Annotated in this window: 12 protein-coding genes; 2 read left to right on the plus strand and 10 right to left on the minus strand. The window is 37.7% G+C overall.

What is annotated here, in order from left to right; all coding sequences use genetic code 11:
* Positions 1–77: 77 nt before the first annotated feature.
* The gene (locus AW17_RS21750; protein WP_029280083.1) at positions 78–1247 is read right to left on the minus strand and encodes a DUF3095 family protein; all 1170 of its coding nucleotides are present in this window, start codon (positions 1245–1247) and stop codon (positions 78–80) included.
* Between the two features lie 159 nt (positions 1248–1406).
* Here AW17_RS21750 and AW17_RS21755 point away from each other — a divergent pair, with 159 nt between their 5' ends.
* Positions 1407–3908 carry a TonB-dependent receptor domain-containing protein gene (locus AW17_RS21755; RefSeq protein WP_029280086.1) on the plus strand — a complete coding sequence of 834 codons (2502 nt, stop codon included), beginning with the start codon at positions 1407–1409 and terminating at the stop codon, positions 3906–3908.
* A gap of 502 nt (positions 3909–4410) precedes the next feature.
* Here the strand turns inward: AW17_RS21755 and AW17_RS21760 are convergent.
* From AW17_RS21760 to AW17_RS21770, 4 genes are all read right to left on the minus strand, one after another.
* Positions 4411–4707 carry a Dabb family protein gene (locus AW17_RS21760; RefSeq protein WP_029280088.1) on the minus strand — a complete coding sequence of 99 codons (297 nt, stop codon included), beginning with the start codon at positions 4705–4707 and terminating at the stop codon, positions 4411–4413.
* A gap of 48 nt (positions 4708–4755) precedes the next feature.
* Complete coding sequence (gene ligD, locus AW17_RS21765; protein ID WP_029280090.1) at positions 4756–7452, minus strand: DNA ligase D; 2697 nt, start codon at positions 7450–7452, stop codon at positions 4756–4758.
* A 10-nt stretch (positions 7453–7462) separates the two neighbouring features.
* On the minus strand, positions 7463–7636 hold the full coding sequence (locus AW17_RS23905) for a DUF3606 domain-containing protein (RefSeq protein ID WP_083488804.1): 174 nt from the start codon (positions 7634–7636) through the stop codon (positions 7463–7465).
* Between the two features lie 108 nt (positions 7637–7744).
* The gene (locus AW17_RS21770; RefSeq protein WP_051692033.1) at positions 7745–8953 is read right to left on the minus strand and encodes a glycosyltransferase family 87 protein; all 1209 of its coding nucleotides are present in this window, start codon (positions 8951–8953) and stop codon (positions 7745–7747) included.
* 298 nt (positions 8954–9251) lie between these two features.
* Between AW17_RS21770 and AW17_RS21775 the strand changes: the two genes are divergently transcribed.
* Positions 9252–9476 carry a DUF3606 domain-containing protein gene (locus AW17_RS21775; protein WP_029280094.1) on the plus strand — a complete coding sequence of 75 codons (225 nt, stop codon included), beginning with the start codon at positions 9252–9254 and terminating at the stop codon, positions 9474–9476.
* A gap of 9 nt (positions 9477–9485) precedes the next feature.
* Here AW17_RS21775 and AW17_RS21780 read toward each other — a convergent pair whose 3' ends face one another.
* The 5 genes from AW17_RS21780 to AW17_RS21800 form a co-directional block, all read right to left on the minus strand.
* Positions 9486–10643 carry a serine hydrolase domain-containing protein gene (locus AW17_RS21780; RefSeq protein ID WP_029280096.1) on the minus strand — a complete coding sequence of 386 codons (1158 nt, stop codon included), beginning with the start codon at positions 10641–10643 and terminating at the stop codon, positions 9486–9488.
* Between the two features lie 66 nt (positions 10644–10709).
* Positions 10710–11171: a VOC family protein gene (locus AW17_RS21785; protein WP_029280098.1), complete on the minus strand. Its 462-nt coding sequence runs from the start codon at positions 11169–11171 to the stop codon at positions 10710–10712.
* A 544-nt stretch (positions 11172–11715) separates the two neighbouring features.
* The gene (locus AW17_RS21790) at positions 11716–13149 is read right to left on the minus strand and encodes a TolC family protein (RefSeq protein ID WP_029280100.1); all 1434 of its coding nucleotides are present in this window, start codon (positions 13147–13149) and stop codon (positions 11716–11718) included.
* Positions 13142–16312 carry an efflux RND transporter permease subunit gene (locus tag AW17_RS21795; RefSeq protein ID WP_029280102.1) on the minus strand — a complete coding sequence of 1057 codons (3171 nt, stop codon included), beginning with the start codon at positions 16310–16312 and terminating at the stop codon, positions 13142–13144. Before AW17_RS21795 ends, AW17_RS21790 begins: the two co-directional genes overlap by 8 nt.
* 24 nt (positions 16313–16336) lie before the next feature.
* Positions 16337–17419 (minus strand): efflux RND transporter periplasmic adaptor subunit, encoded by a 1083-nt coding sequence (locus AW17_RS21800; RefSeq protein ID WP_029280104.1) that lies wholly within the window; start codon positions 17417–17419, stop codon positions 16337–16339.
* Positions 17420–18408: the final 989 nt, after the last annotated feature.

Raw genomic sequence — 18408 nt, forward strand, 5'->3', positions numbered from 1 at the left:
GAGATTTAATAATCGAACTCAGGTTACTAAGTATGATACAAGTTGGCCTTTACAAAAGTTTGGTTATTATTAACCTTTTATAATCTGGCATTTAATTTATCGCTTATTTTCTGTTTAAGTATTCCCGCGGCCTGAGTATATCCCCCATCTGCTCCATCAACAAAATGAATGTGATCATCCTCCAGATCCCTAACATAACAAGACATGATCGATTCGCCGCTAACATAGAGGCCGTATAAAATTTCATTATTTTTTTCGAGCTGATTAAGCGCTTTCTGCAATATTAATCGCTGCTGCGCAGTTCCGGTAATTACCGTATTTATTCTACCATCTATCACCAGCGTATCCGACATTTCTACAAGCTGTTTCAGGTATTTTTTACCCCGCTCCGTTCGGAGATAGATATAGCCATAAATATTGATGAGCCATGATTTGATCAGTTCAAAAAATTTAATTTTTCCAATTCGGTGTTTCATCTCTTTCCCCAGACTGTTGAAGCTTGTTTTGAAAACCAACTTCGAAACTGAAATCGGCTGACGCTTTTCGGATGTTCCGTAAATTTGATCAAGATGATGGATCACTTTGCTGAATACGGCTGCCTGCTGCGTTATTTCTGGAGCTATAACGATTAATGTAACCACCTCATCACTGTTTTCGGGTGGTTCTATCTTATCCCAGCGGCATTGCATACCACTTAAATCGATTTCATTACTTGCAGTATCATGGCCCGTTAACAGGTAATTCTCTCCCTTGATAATTTGTTCGGCATAAGCCAGGCCATCGCCCAAAACAATGGGGATAGAAAATGTTTCAGCACTACTAAATCTGCAAATGTTAAGCATATGGCCTTGTTTGTAAATTTCTTCAACAGGCATAATCCCAGTCCTTAAATCGAGATTAAAATTCCATAAGGTGTTATCTTTGTATTTCAACAGCGATTTCATCACGTCATCTACAATACTAGGCGGAACAATAAAAGAAGCCCCATCGCCACCGAAGAAAAATGGAACCAAAATGTTTGCTTTAAATGCAATATTGAGTACGGCAACAATACTTCCGGTAGCAATAAGGTTAACATTTTCATGTTGGCCCGAATTTACAGCCACTGTTGAATGCTTGATATCAGTGATGATTACAGACCAGCTAGCAACCACTTTTTCAAATAATTGATTTTGAATCAACAATTGATGTAATGGTATTTTATGAATGGGCAAATTGGAATAGAAATGGTCTTCGCTTTTTTGCATAATCGGATTTAATATATCCTAATATACGCATTCAAAAAAGTTCTGTATTTCAAAAAAGCAAACCAAAAACTAATCTTATTTAGAATAAATAAAAATAATTTTGTAATTCCGCTGCAAAAATGCTTCCTTTGCTCCAACTAAGAATTAATCTAAATAAAGATGAATAAAAAATTTACTTTTCTTTTAAATTTTATAGCTTTTTTTCTGTTTTTGGCAGGTAATACCATGGCACAGAGCAAAAATGGATCTGTTTCAGGCTCGATTAAAACGAGTGATGGCAATCCTGCCAGTTATGTAAGTGTTGGTTTAAAAAATACTGGTAAAACTACACAAACCAATGAGAAAGGTAATTTCACGATTAAAAATGTAACACCCGGCACCTATACGATCAAAACATCAGCTATTGGTGTTTCTGCTCAGGAAAAATCAATTACTGTAGCGGCTGGTCAAACTGTAAATGCTGATTTCACCATTGCAGAATCTTCATCTCAACTGGACGAAGTAGCCATTAACGGTTATAAAACGCCAAATAGAAAGCCTGTTAACTTAGGTAAAATTGCCATTGCCCCTATGGATCTTCCACAGGCCGTGCAGGTTATTGGAAGACAAATAATCGCTGATCAACAGGTAAATAGCTTGGGTGATGTAATGAAAAACATTAATGGTGTAGCCTTAGGTGCTAATCGTGGCGCTGTTGGTGAAAATTTCTTTGCAAGGGGTTATAGCCTGGGCAGTAATAACATTTTCAAAAATGGCGCAAGAACAACTATTGGTGGCAGTCCTGAGGCGAGTACATTAGAATCGGTAGAGGTTTTAAAAGGAAGTGCTGCTTTACTTTATGGTGGTGTAACCGGAGGAGCTGTTGTGAATATGGTTACGAAAAAACCTAAATTTGAAAATGGTGGTGAGGTAAGCATGAGAACTGGTAGTTATGATCAGTATAAACCTATGGTTGATCTTTATGGACCGATATCAAAAAAACTTGCTTTTAGGGCAATTAGTACTTATGAAAATGCTGGGAGTTTTAGAGACTATGTAAAATCAAATCGTTTTTACATCAACCCATCGTTATTATATAAGATAAGTGAGCAGACAGAAATTTTGGTGCAGGGCGATTATTTGAAAAGCAACATGACACCAGATTTTGGTGTTGGTACTGTTGAAAACCAGATTGCTGATATAGGCCGTAATGCTTTTGTAAATGCGCCCTGGGCATATAACAAAACGAATACAGCTACAGCACAATTAAACATTAACCATAAATTTAACGACAATTGGAAGTTGAATATATTGGCTAATGCACAATCTTACAACCGCAACTATTTTAGTGCAGAACGCCCATTTGCGGATACTAAAGTATCTACTAACCCACTTCCCTATGGTATTGCTTTACGTAATGTTACCCGCTCTAAAACAAGAGAATTTACATATAATGAACAGATTAACTTAAATGGTTATTTTAAAACCGGAAGCATAAGCCACACCTTATTGGTTGGTGCTGATGCTGATCAATCACGTACTACCAGTGGTGGATTTACTTATGGCAATAATAACGCGACCACTTTTAACTATGGAACCGTAAACCTGCTTGATCCATCAACTTATTTTGGATCGGGTATTGAACCGAATGTGAACGTAGTTTCTGAAGTTTTTGCACCATTATACCGCATGGGCACATTTGTTCAGGATTTAGTTTCGATTACTGATAAATTTAAAATTCTTGCCGGAATCCGTTATACTTTCCAGAAAACACCTCGAACAGTTACTACAAACTTAGCCACAGGTGTACAAACCTTAAGTATTAACAGCTTAAATAAATCAAAAGTAGAAAGTGCATTTACACCGAAATTTGGGTTGATCTACCAACCGTTAAAAACAACATCTGTTTATGCTAGTTATTCGAGCAATTTTGTTCAGAATACTGGAACTGATATAAATTTAGCGCCATTAGCCCCATCAACTTTACAACAATATGAAGCTGGCGTTAAAAACGATTTATTTAAAGGCAGACTATCGGTTAACTTAACCTGGTACAGAATTGCGAACGATAAATTTGCACAACAAGCTCTTATCAATGCTAAAGGGGCACCAAACGGTGATGCAAATATCAAAGAGCTTAATGGAAAATCTTTAAGTAATGGTTTAGAACTTGATATTACTGGTACAATTATAAAGGGACTAAACTTCATTGCTGGTTATAGCTACAACTTTATCCGTTATACAGAAACCCGTGATAGAACAGTTTTGAAAGTGGCTGCACCAACCCCAACCGATCCTAATGCAACGAAGGATGTTATTGTAGGTGGTATTATAGAAGGACAACGATTGATTGGTTCAACAAAAAACACAGCCAATGGAACCTTATTTTATACCTTCCAGGAAGGAAGTATTAAAGGTTTAAAACTTGGTGCCTCTGCTTACTATACAGGAGCACGTAACGGTGGTTATAACGACACTAAAGTTCAAACCTACAGCAGATTGATTCCGTTAAGTGCATTCACCACATTTGACCTATCTGCTGGCTATAATTGGAAAAAACTTTCGTTATTGGCTAAAGTTTCTAACCTTACCAATGAGCTGAACTATTTTGTTCACGAAAACTATAGTGTAAACCCTATTGCTCCACGCCAATTTGTAACTACTTTATCTTACAAATTCTAGTCACAAGAATAGGTTAACCAAAAAGCTCCTGGTCTACCGACCTGGAGCTTAGTGTTAATTAGTAATACACAATCTCATAAACCCGTTTCATGTACAACGCTTCATTTATTTTAGTAAAAAATTCATACCATTCTTTTCTGATAAAAAACTAAACTGATATCAGGAAATGGGGTTGATAAGATAACAACCTGCCTCCCACCGCGCCTATTCTCTAAATAATCGTCGAAATCAAGTAATTCCAAATAAATACGATTTATTAAAAATAGCGACAAAAAAATACCCCCGATTTTTGGAGGGCACTGAAAAAGTCCTTGTAAAAAATGTCGTATTAAATATTGAGAAAAAACGGCAGATAAGGCCTCTTAGAATCGTCTAATTGCGAAATAAAATTTAAGAGATTGCGAATATCATAAAGAAAAGGGCTTATGGAATAAAAAATTCATAAGCCCTTTTTAAATAGGTAGTTTTTCAGTGCCCTCGATTTTTATCGGAGGTATTTCTTTTATTCTGCGTCGTAAATTACAACCTTTTCGAAGTAAACCCTGAATTCATCTAGAAAAGCTTTATGCAATGGGTGAACCTGATAAACATCATGCGCAGCTAAATCTTCAAATAACAGCAGGAGGCTAAATGTATAAGAGGTATCTACCACAGCACGCTCAATTGGTGCTGGTAAACCAATGTGAAAAGTTTTAACAACTTCAATATTTTCTAATGTTTGTAAGCCATTGCGGAAAGCAACTTTCTGCTCATCAGTGGTATCGGCTTTTAGCCAGAATAAAACGTGGTGTGCTATCATTTTTTAATTTTTTCCAAATATAATGAAAGCAGGAAAAGATCGTGAACTTTATCCAAAAACACTTTTAGCTTTCTCAATAGCCTTAACTAAATCGATTCCTTTTCCCAGTATCCCTTTAAACAGATCTCCTTCAACTTTCAAACGATCGAGGGTATTAAAAATATTAAAATCTTTCATTTTTAAACCCGGTTTAACTTCATCCCAATGCAATGGCATTGATACCGTTGCTCCAATTTTTGGTCGTAAAGAATAAGGCCCGGCTATGGTTGCCCCTGGTCTGTTCTGTAAAAAATCGAGGTACATTTTTCCCTTTCGGGCTGCTACCATACGCTCGAGCGAAGTATATTCTGGTATTTGATTATGCACCAGGTTAACCACTATTTTGGCAAACATCTGGCTTTGATCATAATTATATTTGGCATTTAAAGGGATGTAAATATGCATGCCGGTTGAGCCTGATGTTTTACAATAGCTGGGTACATTTATGGCATCTAATACTTTTTTTGTTTCCAGCGCAGCCTCAACCACCTGATCAAAAGTATGTTTATCGGGATCTAAATCAATTACACAGTAATCAGGATTATCGGGACTTTGTACCCGGCTAAACCAAGGATTCATTTCTATACAGCCTAAACTCGCCATCCAGAGTAATGAAGCTTCATCTGTTCCAACAAGGTATTCTTTTTTTTCGCCTTCACCATTTTCATAAGGAAAAGTTTCTGCCCAATCTGGTGCTTTCCCTTTAACATCTTTCTGGTAAAAACTACTGCCATGAATTCCGCCTGGAAAGCGGTTAAGCGACTGTGGGCGGTCTTTCAGGTAAGGCAAAATGTAATCAGCAACCTGATAATAGTAGTTAAACATATCTCTTTTGGTTACTTTATCTTCGGGCCAATAAATTTTACTCAGATTGGTAAATTTAAGCTCGTGGCCTTTAATTTTCCTTACCTGTGTTTCATCTTTCGGGTTCAACAAAGTTTTAGGTACTCTACCTTTTGGCGCCTTTATTGCCTGTGCGTGTGGGTTTTCTTCATTAGCGTCGTCAACAATTTTTTCTGTTGGTACTTCTATTTCTCTTATCACTTCTTTGGCTTTTTTATCTTCACGCATCCCCTGAAAAGACGGGTGACGAAAAACACCATCATCAGTTACTTCTGTAAAAGCGACCTCACATACCAGCTCTGGCTTTAACCAGGTTGCTTTTGCTTTTGGCGGGTTTGGCCTGAAGCGTGAGGGCTTATTTACATCAGGTATACTTTCAAAAGGGCTTTTATCGATAATAATTGGCTTAAACTGCTCCATTATTGTTCTCTGCAATTTATCCGAAAACCCTGTTCCAACCTTACCTACATATTGCAATTTTCCTTTTTCATAAACGCCCAACAGTAAAGAACTAAAAGATTTAGAAGTATCGGCATTTTTGGTAAAACCCGCAATAATCACTTCTTGCCGTTTCTGTACCTTAATTTTCAGCCACTCTTTTGATCTTCGGTCTGTTGCATAAGTACTATCTGTTTTTTTAGCGATAATGCCTTCTAAGCCCATTCTCCTTGCCGCATCGAAAAAATCGACACCACTGGCTTTAAAAACCTTACCAAGGCGCACGCGGTCGTCATCTGTTGGCAGTATATCGTTCAATATGGCTTGTCGCTGATAAAGCGGCAGATCCATCAGGTTCTTACCCTCATACCAGAGGATATCGAACACATAAAAAACAAGTTCTCCATCTGCTTCACTTCTCCAATTCTGCAGGGAGCCGAAATTGGATACACCTTTATTATTGAGCACCAAAATCTCACCATCAAATACCGCATTCACTTTCCAGGTTAAAAGCAGATCGTAAATGGGATAAAATTTTTCGTTAAAGGATTTATTATTTCGGGAAAACAAATCAACCTTTCCTTTATTAATAAAAGCCAGGGCACGGTAACCATCCCATTTCACCTCATATTGCCAGTTAGGATCATCGAAAGGTTCGTCAACCAGGGTAGCCAGCATAGGCTTCACCCCTTTTGGGATGGCTGTTTTGGATGCTTTCTTTAATATGCTATTTACATCTATCTTTAGGTCATTGCCCACTGATGTAGTTTCTTTCTTTACTTTTTGCGTCGGACTTTTTTTTTCAGTCTTTAAATTCTGCTCCTTTCCTTCTTTCCAGACCTTATCGGATGTTTTTTCCATCTTTTCGATTGTTTTTCCAGAAAGCACAGATTTATCTTCTTTTGTAATGTCTTTTGTAGATGCGTAATCGTCTTTATGTTTAATTAACAGCCAACCGTTTTCGCCCATGCCATGCGTTTTAACAAGGGCAAACTCTCCATGAAGCTTTTCTCCGTTTAGTTTGATTTTTAAAGAACCATCTTTTAACTGATTTAACAAATGTTTTTCCTGCGCTTTTTTGCCTTCAATCGTTTCTATCGGCTCGTAAGTTCCTTCATCCCATACAATAACGGTTCCGCCACCATATTCACCCTGTGGAATAATGCCTTCAAAATCTTTGTAATCGTATGGATGATCTTCTACCATCATGGCCAAACGTTTGGTTTTAGGATCGGTTGAAGGCCCTTTAGGTACCGCCCAGCTTTTTAGAACGCCTTCCATTTCGAGCCTGAAATCGTAGTGCAAACGCGAAGCATCATGTTTTTGGATTACAAAATGTAATTTGTTCCTATCGCTGCTTTTACCCGACTTTGGTTCGGTGGTTTTTGAGAAATCGCGCTTGGCAACATACTTTTTCAGACTCATAATCAATATTTTACTTTTTTAAATAATCTTCAACTGCGCGGGCAGAGGTACCAACTGTTTGTATTACGGCTTTCAGCTTATCTTTGCTTACTCCGAATTTGTTAGACCAATAATCTAGTTCATAACCTTCGTTAATGTTGATCCTAGCCCGATCAGCACTACCGTTTTTTTGTTTATCATCCATAACTATTTTTTGATTAGACAGTTATAAAACAACCGAATAATAAAAAAGGTTTTAATAACCATTTTTACAAACGGACATTAAAACCTTAAAAAAAATAAAATTTAAAAGTTAATCTACTAGTGCTGTAACCATCTCTGGTTCTGTTTCTTCTTTATAGACGAGTTTATCATTTATAGCGATATTGATAACCCTCAACCATACCAAAAAATAAGGAAAACTAATGATGGATAATGATAAATGATGCGCTTTTGCAAAAGCTGGAAAAAGTAACAAAGGGAAATTGCAGGTGATGAAAAGTAAAATTGGCAACAACACATTTTTTAGCACTTTATTATTTTCGTTTACATACCAAATGCCAACGCTAGTTATCGAAATGATAAACGTACAATCTTCTGCTCCAGTACTAAACAGCACAGGAAACAACAATACGGAAGATAGAATCATGAGCTGGAATTTACTTTTCGAAAAATAAGTAACGTACAGAAAAGGCAACATAAACAATAGGGTGCCAAGTGTAAGAAAAAGAAGATTTGATACTTTAGGAATATCAAATAGTTGCCTAAAGAAACCCATAATCGAAATATCTCCTCCACCTGAAACATTAATCATATTTTTCCCGATCAGTGAGTTTTTCCAATCGATATAACTTTGCGCAACAAAATCAGGAGAGGCGAACAACATTGGCAATAAGAATATTACGATAGACCACATGATTAACCACAACACAAAAACTGGTTTTTTCTTAGCAAAAAAGAAAAATGCTAATCCCACAATACCATAAAGCTTAATAAATGTACCCAGCACAATACACAGCGCAGACCATATCCCGCTACCTTTATTTATTTGCGTATAACTCAATATCATTAAGGCGCCGGCACCGGCATTAAACTGCTGGTTAAGCATCGATTCGATTAAACAGGGAATGGCAATATAACCGATAATCACCTTTTTATCTTCTGTTAGCGGTAAAGTTTGAATAGCTTTAAAAAGCAGGAAACAGTTAAACAGGTTCCAAAACAATAAGCCAATCCAATTATGCATTAAGGCAAACGGAGCAATTAAAACACTAAAAATAGGACCATAATGATTGGCATCTTCGTGATAAGCCGGATACCATGCATAAAGAGATTTTTGCTGAAGAAGATTCCTGAAAGTATTCTCAAAAATGAGGTAGTTATTATACCTGTGTGTTGCCCAAGAATCGATTACAAAAATGAGTGTAATCAATACCCAAAGAAATAATACAAAACGATTGTTCTGATAATATTTTGGGCAATGGGGTAAACTTGTAGCGTTTGTTAGAAAATGATTTGACATTGTAAAAATTACATTACAATACAATAATAAAAATGCTAACTGAGAATTCCTAATGTTTTGTAAGGAAAATATTACTCTTTTTTGAGGTAAAATAACATTCATAAAAGAATAGACCTAAATCGATTTTTAAGACCAGTTTTGTAATCGGTTTAGGGCAATTAAAGGCTTTCGCCTCGTGATCATTAACAAAAAAGCCTTTGCGCAGCTATATTTGATTATCTATTGGCAAAACTTCAAAACCAAATCAGAATTATCGGTGTTTATATCACATATTAACTAACCAAAAACCAGTAAAAAGATGGAATATCAAATTAATTCGATGAATGCCCGAAAAGAGTTTATTGAGATTGCAGATGAGCAAGATCGCAATTACTGGGCAGCGAGATTAGGTGTTACAGGTGAAAAACTAAAATCGGTGGTTAAAGCCATCCAGAGTATGGAATTTTCTATTGTGAAAGAATATTTGACCATGGAAAAAATTAAATCCGGTAATGCTTATAAACGCTTTCTTAATCCTTCATAGGTTTAAAGACTAATTTAGCTTTGGTTTAATAAATGCCTGATACAAGCTGTTGATGGCTGCCCTACTGAAATCAGGGAAGCCATCGGTATAGGTAGCGTTTATACCATTCGTAATGATAACGAAGCCAAATTTTTCTTTCGGATTAAAAAACATGGTACTGAATAAACCATAAGCTGAACCGGTATGTCCTTTCAGTTTTACACCTGGGATAAGCTGATCTGCAGTGCTGATGGCCAAGCCATACCCTTCATCATCGGTTAAGGCAGTCTGCATCTTTTTCGCACTCCTTTTAGTGATTATCTTGACACCATTTGAGGTGCCATAATTCATGTGCATAATCATATATTTAGCTAAATCTGTAGCCGAAATCTTCATCCCACCCGTTGGCGAAAAAACAGGCGTACTATAACCCATTATGTAATTTGCAATTTCTGTCCTTCGTGGCGCATATGCTGTTGGCGACGGTGTATAAGTTTTAGTATCGGCATGATATTCGTATAAATTAACAAAACGTGGGCTATCTAAAGAGTCGACGCAATAACCTGCATAAAGCCCTAAGGGTTTCAACACATGGTTTCTTACATAATTATCGAAACGCTCACCCGATTTTTTCTCGATGATGGTACCGATCAGGTTAAAATTAAGATTGCAATAATCGAATTTGCTTCCTGGGGCATATTCATTATAACATTTGGCCCAGTTTGGATTTTTATCTGGATTGATCACATCCAGATTAAGATATCCCTGAGAATCGTTTAAACTTGAAGTATGTGATAAAGCCATTTTTAAGGTAATTCTCTGATCAGGAAATTTCGGATTCCTGATTTTAAAACCCACCAGATCGCCAAAATCATCATCTAAGGAAATTTTACCAGCCTCTACCAGTTGCATGATGGATGTTGCCGAAAAAGACTTCGAAATAGATGCAATTCTGAAAATATCCTGATCAGTTAAAGGCTTTTTATTTTCTAAATCCTTTAGTCCAAAAGAGTGGGTATAAATAATCTTACCTTCTTTTACAACAGCCACAGCAGCACCAACCGCATTATATTTATCCATTACAGTTTTAAATTCTGCTTCGGCGTTAGCATTTTGAGCTTTTAATTGCTCAACTACACCAATTATTAAAAAAGTAATACAAAAATATTTCAGGAATTTTAGTTTCATAAGCTTAGCGGATAAAACCTAAATATAAGGGATGGTGCAAAACAAAATCTGCGCGGTGTGAAAAATTTACTTGGCATCGTTTACTTCTAACCAATGCCCGTCGGGATCTTTGAAATAAATTTGTTTTACGCCATCTACACGCAAGGTAATTCCGCCTTTCTTTCCTGGCCAATCCTCGAAACTGATATTTTTAGCATTCAGCTTCTTTACAAATTCATCAACTGATGGAACACTGAAACACAAATGCCCGTTTTTATCAAAAACCTCATTTCCTTTTGCCCCCTGGATTAAATGCAACTGTCCGGCTGGCCCTAAAGTAAACCAGGTATGGCGGTTATCTTTAAAAGGTTCGGGAATGATTTTAAGGTTAAACACACTTTCGTAAAAAGTTGTTGCTACGCTTAGATCAGCTACATAAACAGCGATATGATTTAAAACAGCAGGTACATTTTCGGGTTTATTTTGCGCCATGGCTTTTTGAAAAATAATAGAAAATAAAATAGTGGTAAACAGGAAGATTTTTTTCATGTTTAAATATCAAACTTATAAAGGAATAATTTTAATAAATTTTTAATACATTCTTCGACTCCGCTTAGGGTAGCAAAACAGCGGGGTATTTATTGAGCAGATTTATTAACCACAGATAAAAAGGATAAACACAGATAATATAACTTAGTTAACATTTTTTGTTTGGAGATGCTTCGACTCCGCTCAGCATGACAAATGCGTCCCCCAGAGAGTGATCGTCTCTCGACTGGAGCAACGCGAAATGGAGAGATCGTTGAATTTTGACCATCTATCCAGTAAAGATACTGAAACAAGTTCAGGATGACGTTGTGAGAAGAAAAAATCAATGCGTTTAGTTTGCGCTCGTTTCCAAACGAGCGCATAAATAATTAAACGATTTTATCGTTGTAAACGATTGATTATTCAACGCTTGTTAGAAACGAGCATTAGCTGCTATAAAGATTCTTCGCTGCGCTCAGAATGACAAAAAAAGAAAAAGGCTGCCCCGGTTTGGAACAGCCTTAATAGAAATATAACGATAATATGAATTGCGATTATACTTTACCTAATTCCAACCCCCACCTAAGGCGTGATAGATATCTACCACCGCATTTAACTGTTGTTTTTTGGTTTCGATCAATTCTAATTTTGATTGCAAAGCATCACGTTGGGTCATCAATACCTCAAAATAATCAGCCCTTGCTGATTTAAACAAATCGTTAGAAATATCGATTGATTGGGTAAGTGCTGCTACCTGTTTCGATTTCAAATCGTAGCTTTTTTGCAGGTTACTGATTTTCGACATCTGGTTGGCTACTTCAATATAACCATTCAAGATCGTTTTTTCGTAATCGTAAACGGCCTGCAACTGTTTTGCATTTGCAGTTAAATACTCAGCCTTAATGGCGTTACGATTAATGAGCGGTCCTGCCAGATCTCCTGCTAAAGAGTAGATTAAAGACTCTGGCGTTCTCAACAAATAAGAAGGATTAAAAGCCTGGTAGCCGATGGCCGCAGAAATACCCAAAGACGGATAAAACTGTGCTTTAGCTACTTTAACATCCAGCTTAGCGGCTGCCAATTCGAATTCTGCCTGTTTAATATCCGGACGGTTGGCCAGCAATTGCGAAGGTAAACCTGTCTGTACTGTTGGTGGTACCAGGTCAGTAAAACTCGATTTATCCCTAACAATGGGTTGAGGAAAACGGCCAAGCAAGAAATTGATCTTATTCTCCGTTTCGGTAATGTTTTGCTGGATATCAAATTCCAGACTCTTAGAGCTTAACACCTCAGCCTCGAATTTACGCACTGCAAGTTCGTTAACCCTACTGGCCTGTTTCTGGATTTTCATCAGTTCTAAGGCATTTTTCTGCAGCTCAATATTCTTTTTCACTGTCTCTAACTGATTATCGGCAGCTAGCAATTCGTAATATGAATTTGCAACTTCAGCAATTAAATTGGTTACCACGAAATTTTTGCCTTCAACTGTTGCCAAATAATGACTTATAGCTCCTTTCTTCGCATTGCGCAATTTGTGCCAGATATCGGCTTCCCAGTTGGCCTGTAAACCGAAATGATAATCGGGCAATACCTCAGGCACTTCTTTACCTGGAGTAATTTCTGTAGAAGCATCGCCAGCACCAGAACTGGTATAACGACCAACTTTATCAAAGCCGGCACCAACGCCATAGGTTACACTTGGTAAAAGCTCTCCTTTTTTAGCCTTGATTTCGTTTTTCGCAATCTCGATATCCTGCAGGGTGATATTTAGCTCCTGGTTATTTTTTAATGCAGTATCGATCAGGTTTACCAGGTTTGGATCGGTAAAAAACTTCCGCCATTGTATACTGGCTGTACTTACAGTGTCCTGTGCACCACTAAAGGCCGCAGGAACATTTTTATTTTCTGTGCGTTGGGCCACTTCTGGCAATTTACATGCGGTATATGCGGCGCATATCAACACTAAGCCAAGGCCTTTATAAATATTATTCTTAAACATTATCTTCTACTTCTTCAGTTAATGGATGTTCTTCTTCAATTTTAATCAGCTTATGTCTGGCTGCTATTGTTCCAAATACATAATATAATCCCGGAATAATAACCACCCCGAAAATGGTACCGAAAAGCATACCTCCGGCAGCAGCCGAGCCAATAGTTCTGTTACCAATTTTTCCAGGTCCAGATGCGATCATTAAAGGAATTAAACCTGCAATAAAGGCAAATGAGGTCATTAAAATCGGGCGGAAACGTACACTTGCACCTTCCATGGCTGCTTTTAGCACAGACGCTCCCTGGGCATGCCGTTGTGCAGCAAATTCCACAATCAATACCGCGTTCTTACCGAGTAAACCAATCAGCATCACCATCGCAACCTGTGCATAAATGTTGTTTTCCAATCCTAATAATTTTAAGAATAAGAAAGCGCCAAAAATACCCGCTGGCAAAGAAAGGATAACTGAAAGCGGCAAAATGAAACTTTCGTATTGTGCTGCCAGAACCAGATAAACGAAGCCCAAGCAGATCAGGAAGATATAAATAGCTTCATTACCCCTTGATACTTCATCTTTAGATATACCAGCCCAATCGATACCAAATCCTCTTGGAAGTGATTTCTTGGCTACCTCGGTAATGGCCTTGATGGCTTCGCCAGAGCTATAACCTGGAGCAGATTGTCCGCTGATCTCCGAAGCATTATACATATTGTGTCTGGTAATTTCGGATAAGCCATACACTTTCCGCATTTTAATAAAAGCCGAGAAAGGCACCATTTCATCGCGATCGTTTTTAACCGAGAGTTTTAAAATATCTTCTGGCAAAGCCCTGTACTGAGGCAATGCCTGTACAATTACTTTATATTGATGGTCGTATTTAATAAAACTGGTTTCGTAATTACTACCTACAAAAGTGGATAGGGTGTTCATCGCATTATCAATACTCACGCCTTTTTGTTGCGCAATATCGTTGTCAACATCTAACATGTACTGAGGGAAACTCGCACTGTAAAAAGTAAATACTGATGATAGCTCTTTACGTCTGTTCAGTTCTTTCACAAAATCGTTGGCAACGGTTTCCATTTTTTTGTAATCACCGCTACCTGCTTTATCCAGTAAACGAAGCTCGAAACCGCCCGCAGCACCATAACCCGGAACGGCTGGTGGCTGGAAAAACTCGATAGTTGCACCTGGAATAGATTTCGATTTTTCTTCAAGTTCTTCAATAATCTCTACTGCTGAGTGTTTACGTTCGCTCCAATCTTTCAGGTTGATTAAACAGGTACCCGAGTTCGATCCTGTACCTTCTGTTAGAATTTCGTAACCAGCCAAAGATGAAACCGACTTTACGCCATCAATATCTTCGCACATTTTCTGCAGTTTCTCTGAAATCTGGTCGGTACGTTCTAACGTGGATCCCGGAGGTGTTTGAATAATGGCATAAACCATTCCCTGATCTTCATTCGGAATAAAACCTGATGGCACACTTCCACTTAATCCCCAAACACCTAAACAAAAGGCTGCCAGAATACCAAAGGTTAATATTCTGCGGCTTACTACCTTGGTTAGCACGAGTTCATATTTACCCGAGAGTTTGGCAAAACCATTATTGAAACCATCTAAAAAGCGATCAATAATGGTCTTCTTTTTCTTCGATCCATGGTTATTCTTTAACATGATGGCACACAATGCAGGGGTAAGTGTTAACGCCACAATACCCGAAAGGATAATTGCTGTTGCCATGGTGATGGAGAACTGACGGTAGAAAATACCTACAGGCCCCGACATAAAAGCTACCGGAATAAATACCGATGCCATTAAAAAGGTAATGGCGATGATTGCGCCGCCAATTTCTTTCATGGCCTGCTGGGTAGCCTTCAGTACAGAAAGTTTCCGATCGTGTTCCATTTTGGCGTGTACCGCTTCAATTACCACAATGGCATCATCTACCACTACCCCAATGGCCAACACCAAGGCAAACAAGGTGATCAGATTGAGTGTAATACCGAAAAACTGCATAAACACAAAGGTTCCGATTAAGGATACGGGTACAGCAATGGCTGGAATGAGGGTTGAACGCCAATCTCCAAGGAAGAGGAATACCACTAGACCCACCAGGATAAAAGCTTCGACAAGGGTGTGGATTACTTTTTCAATAGAGGCATCCAGGAATTTAGAAACGTCGTAACTTACTTCATAATCTAAACCTTTAGGAAATGAGCTCGCTTTGATTTCGGCCATTTTAGCCTTCACATCTTTAATTACCTGACTGGCATTACTTCCGTAAGATTGTTTTAACACAATAGCTGCAGAAGCCTTTCCGTTTAACGTAGAATATAAATTGTAGGCTGAAGCACTAAAATCTACATCGGCAACATCTTTTAAACGAAGTAATTCGCCATTAGCACTTGCTCTTAACACTACATTTTCGTATCCTTCTTTCGTACTAAAACGTCCGGAATATTTTAACACATACTCAAAAGCCTGAGAGCGTTTACCAGAACTCTCTCCGGTTTTACCTGGAGAGGCTTCTAAACTTTGCTCATCAAGTGCTTTCATCACTTCATCCACAGAGATTTTATAAGCCTGCATACGGTCGGGTTTAAGCCAGATCCGCATGGCATAATCCCTATCACCCAAAATATCGGCAAAACCTACACCATCTACCCTTTTCAACTCAGAAAGCAAGTTGATATCAGCATAATTGTACAGGAAGTTCTGGTTCATTTTAGGGTCTTTACTGTACAAGTTGATATACATTAACATGTTAGACTCTTCACGCGTGATTTTAACCCCCTCACGAACCACTAAAGGAGGAAGTTTATTGGTAACAGCAGCTACACGGTTCTGTACGTTAAGTGAAGCCTGGTTGGGATCGGTACCTAAATTAAATACCACCTGAATAGAGGCTTCACCATCGTTACCAGCATCAGAGGCGATATATTTCATTCCTGGTACACCGTTAAGCGCACGTTCGAGCGGAATAACCACCGATTTGATCAATAACTCATTATTTGCACCTGGATACTCTGCCGTAATATTAACTTTAGGCGGTGAAATAGAGGGGAATTGTGTAACGGGCAAGTAGCTGATGGCCAACACCCCAAGAAACACAATGATAAGCGATATTACTATAGAAAGGACTGGCCTTTGTATGAATTTACTAAACATAAAATAAGTATGGAGGGTGGTAGATTATTCAGTTTTCAATCTTAATTGTTTCATCACTTCCTGAGGCTGTTGGAATTTGAAGGTAATTTTATCATCATCTTTTACTTTCTGCACTCCTTCAAGCAATATTTTATCACCCGTGGTGATGCCATCACCAATGATGTACAAATCTGGCACCTCGCCTGCAATGGTGATGGCTCTGGAGTGTACTTTGTTATTTTTGTCGATTACAAAAACATAGGTTTTGTCCTGAATATCATAAGTGGCTTTCTGTGGGATTACTAAAGCATTTTTTAAAGGAACAACCATCTGGATTTTGCCCGTTTCGCCGTTTCTCAGTAAGTTATCAGAATTGTTAAACCTGGCTCTAAAAGCAATGTTTCCTGTCTCATTATCAAATTCGCTTTCGATCACTTCAACCTTACCTTTCGATTTCAGCAACTCGTTATTCGCCAATAACAGGCTAACTTCTTGCTGGCCTTTTGCTTTTGCTGTACTCTGATAGTTCAGGTATTCAGGTTCAGATACATTGAAATACGCAAAAACCTGACTATTATCTGAAAGACTGGTTAATAAAGCGCCTTCATCAACCAAACTACCCAGTTTTAATGGAATACGGTCGATTGTACCATCAAAAGGTGCCCTGATTTCGGTATTGGATAAATGAAATTTGGCCAAAGAGGTTTCGGCATTTGCTGATTGCAGTTTGGCTTTAGCCATGGCCAGCTCGTTTTTAGAAACGATATTTTTATCAGACAGTAATCTGGTGTTTTCAAGCTCAATTTCTGCAGATTTAGTTTCGGCTTGTGCTTTTAACAACTCAGATTGTGCTGCTTTAGGCATAATCTTAAACAACAGCTGACCAGCTTTTACACGCTGACCTTCATCTACATAAATATTTTGGAGATAGCCTTTTTCCTGTGCCCTAACCTCGATATTCCTCACAGATTTAATCTGCGAAACATATTCCTTGGTAAACGAAGTATCCATTCTTAACGGCGTGGTTACCGCATAAGTAGTTACTTCTTCTTTTTCTTCTTTTTTCGAGGTACAACCCGTTACGTAAAGCAAAGTACATAAGCCTAAGCACATGACAACTCTTTTCATTTTTTTTTGTTAAATGGTTTTAATCTGATTTATTTTTTTCTCTAATTAGTCTCCCTTGGCAACCAATTTATGATAAGAAGCAGTCTACAACTGATGTGCAGGTACTTAATTGACTTCAATAAATTATGGTTACGCAATGATTTAATTCGAAAGCGAAATAAATACAGATTTATGAAGTTATAATGAAGTTGAACTTCAGGTTTGGATTGAGAAATTGTGTTTTAGTGAAGCAAAAGATGATTTTTCACAACAAACAGATCATTTAGCTCCGCTTTTTGAACGAATTACCAGTAAACAGCTATAATTAGATGAAGAAATGACGATTTCTAATAAAAAACTCCATTCTATGCATTTGCCAGTTATTTTCAGAATGATGTATAAATAGGATTTATTGACGACAAACTAACATAAAGTTAACTACTGAGGCTGTATGGATCTGAATCTTGCAATCTTTTTTGCTTTTCCCTGCCAGTTGTTAAAAACAATGTAAAAGATTTCTCCATTTCACTGCGTTCCAGTCGAAATGACGATCGATCTTGTAATGTGCCAATTGTAGCGGAGTCGAAGGTTTTTTGGAGCACAACGCCTTCAAAATCCTAGTCCATACCTTAATCCATGTGCAGTCAGATGTTACCATCTGACTATCGACTATTAAAAAAAAGGGAATATCTAGAATATATGTTTTTAGTGTCAGTTGGGATAACTGACACCACAATTATTTCATATCCACGTGCAGTCAGATGTTACCATCTGACTATCGACTATTAAAAAAGGGAAATATCTAGAATATATGTTTTTAGCGTCAGTTGGGAACAACTGACACCACAATTATTTCATATATCTAGAATATATGTTTTTAGTGTCAGTTGGGAACAACTGACACCACAATTATTTCATATCCATGTGCAGTCAGATGTTACCATCTGACTATCGACTATTAAAAAAAGGAATATCTAGAATATATGTTTTTAGTGTCAGTTGGGATAACT

It is taken from the genome of Pedobacter borealis DSM 19626 (assembly GCF_000708285.2).
Taxonomy (GTDB): Bacteria; Bacteroidota; Bacteroidia; order Sphingobacteriales; family Sphingobacteriaceae; genus Pedobacter; species Pedobacter borealis.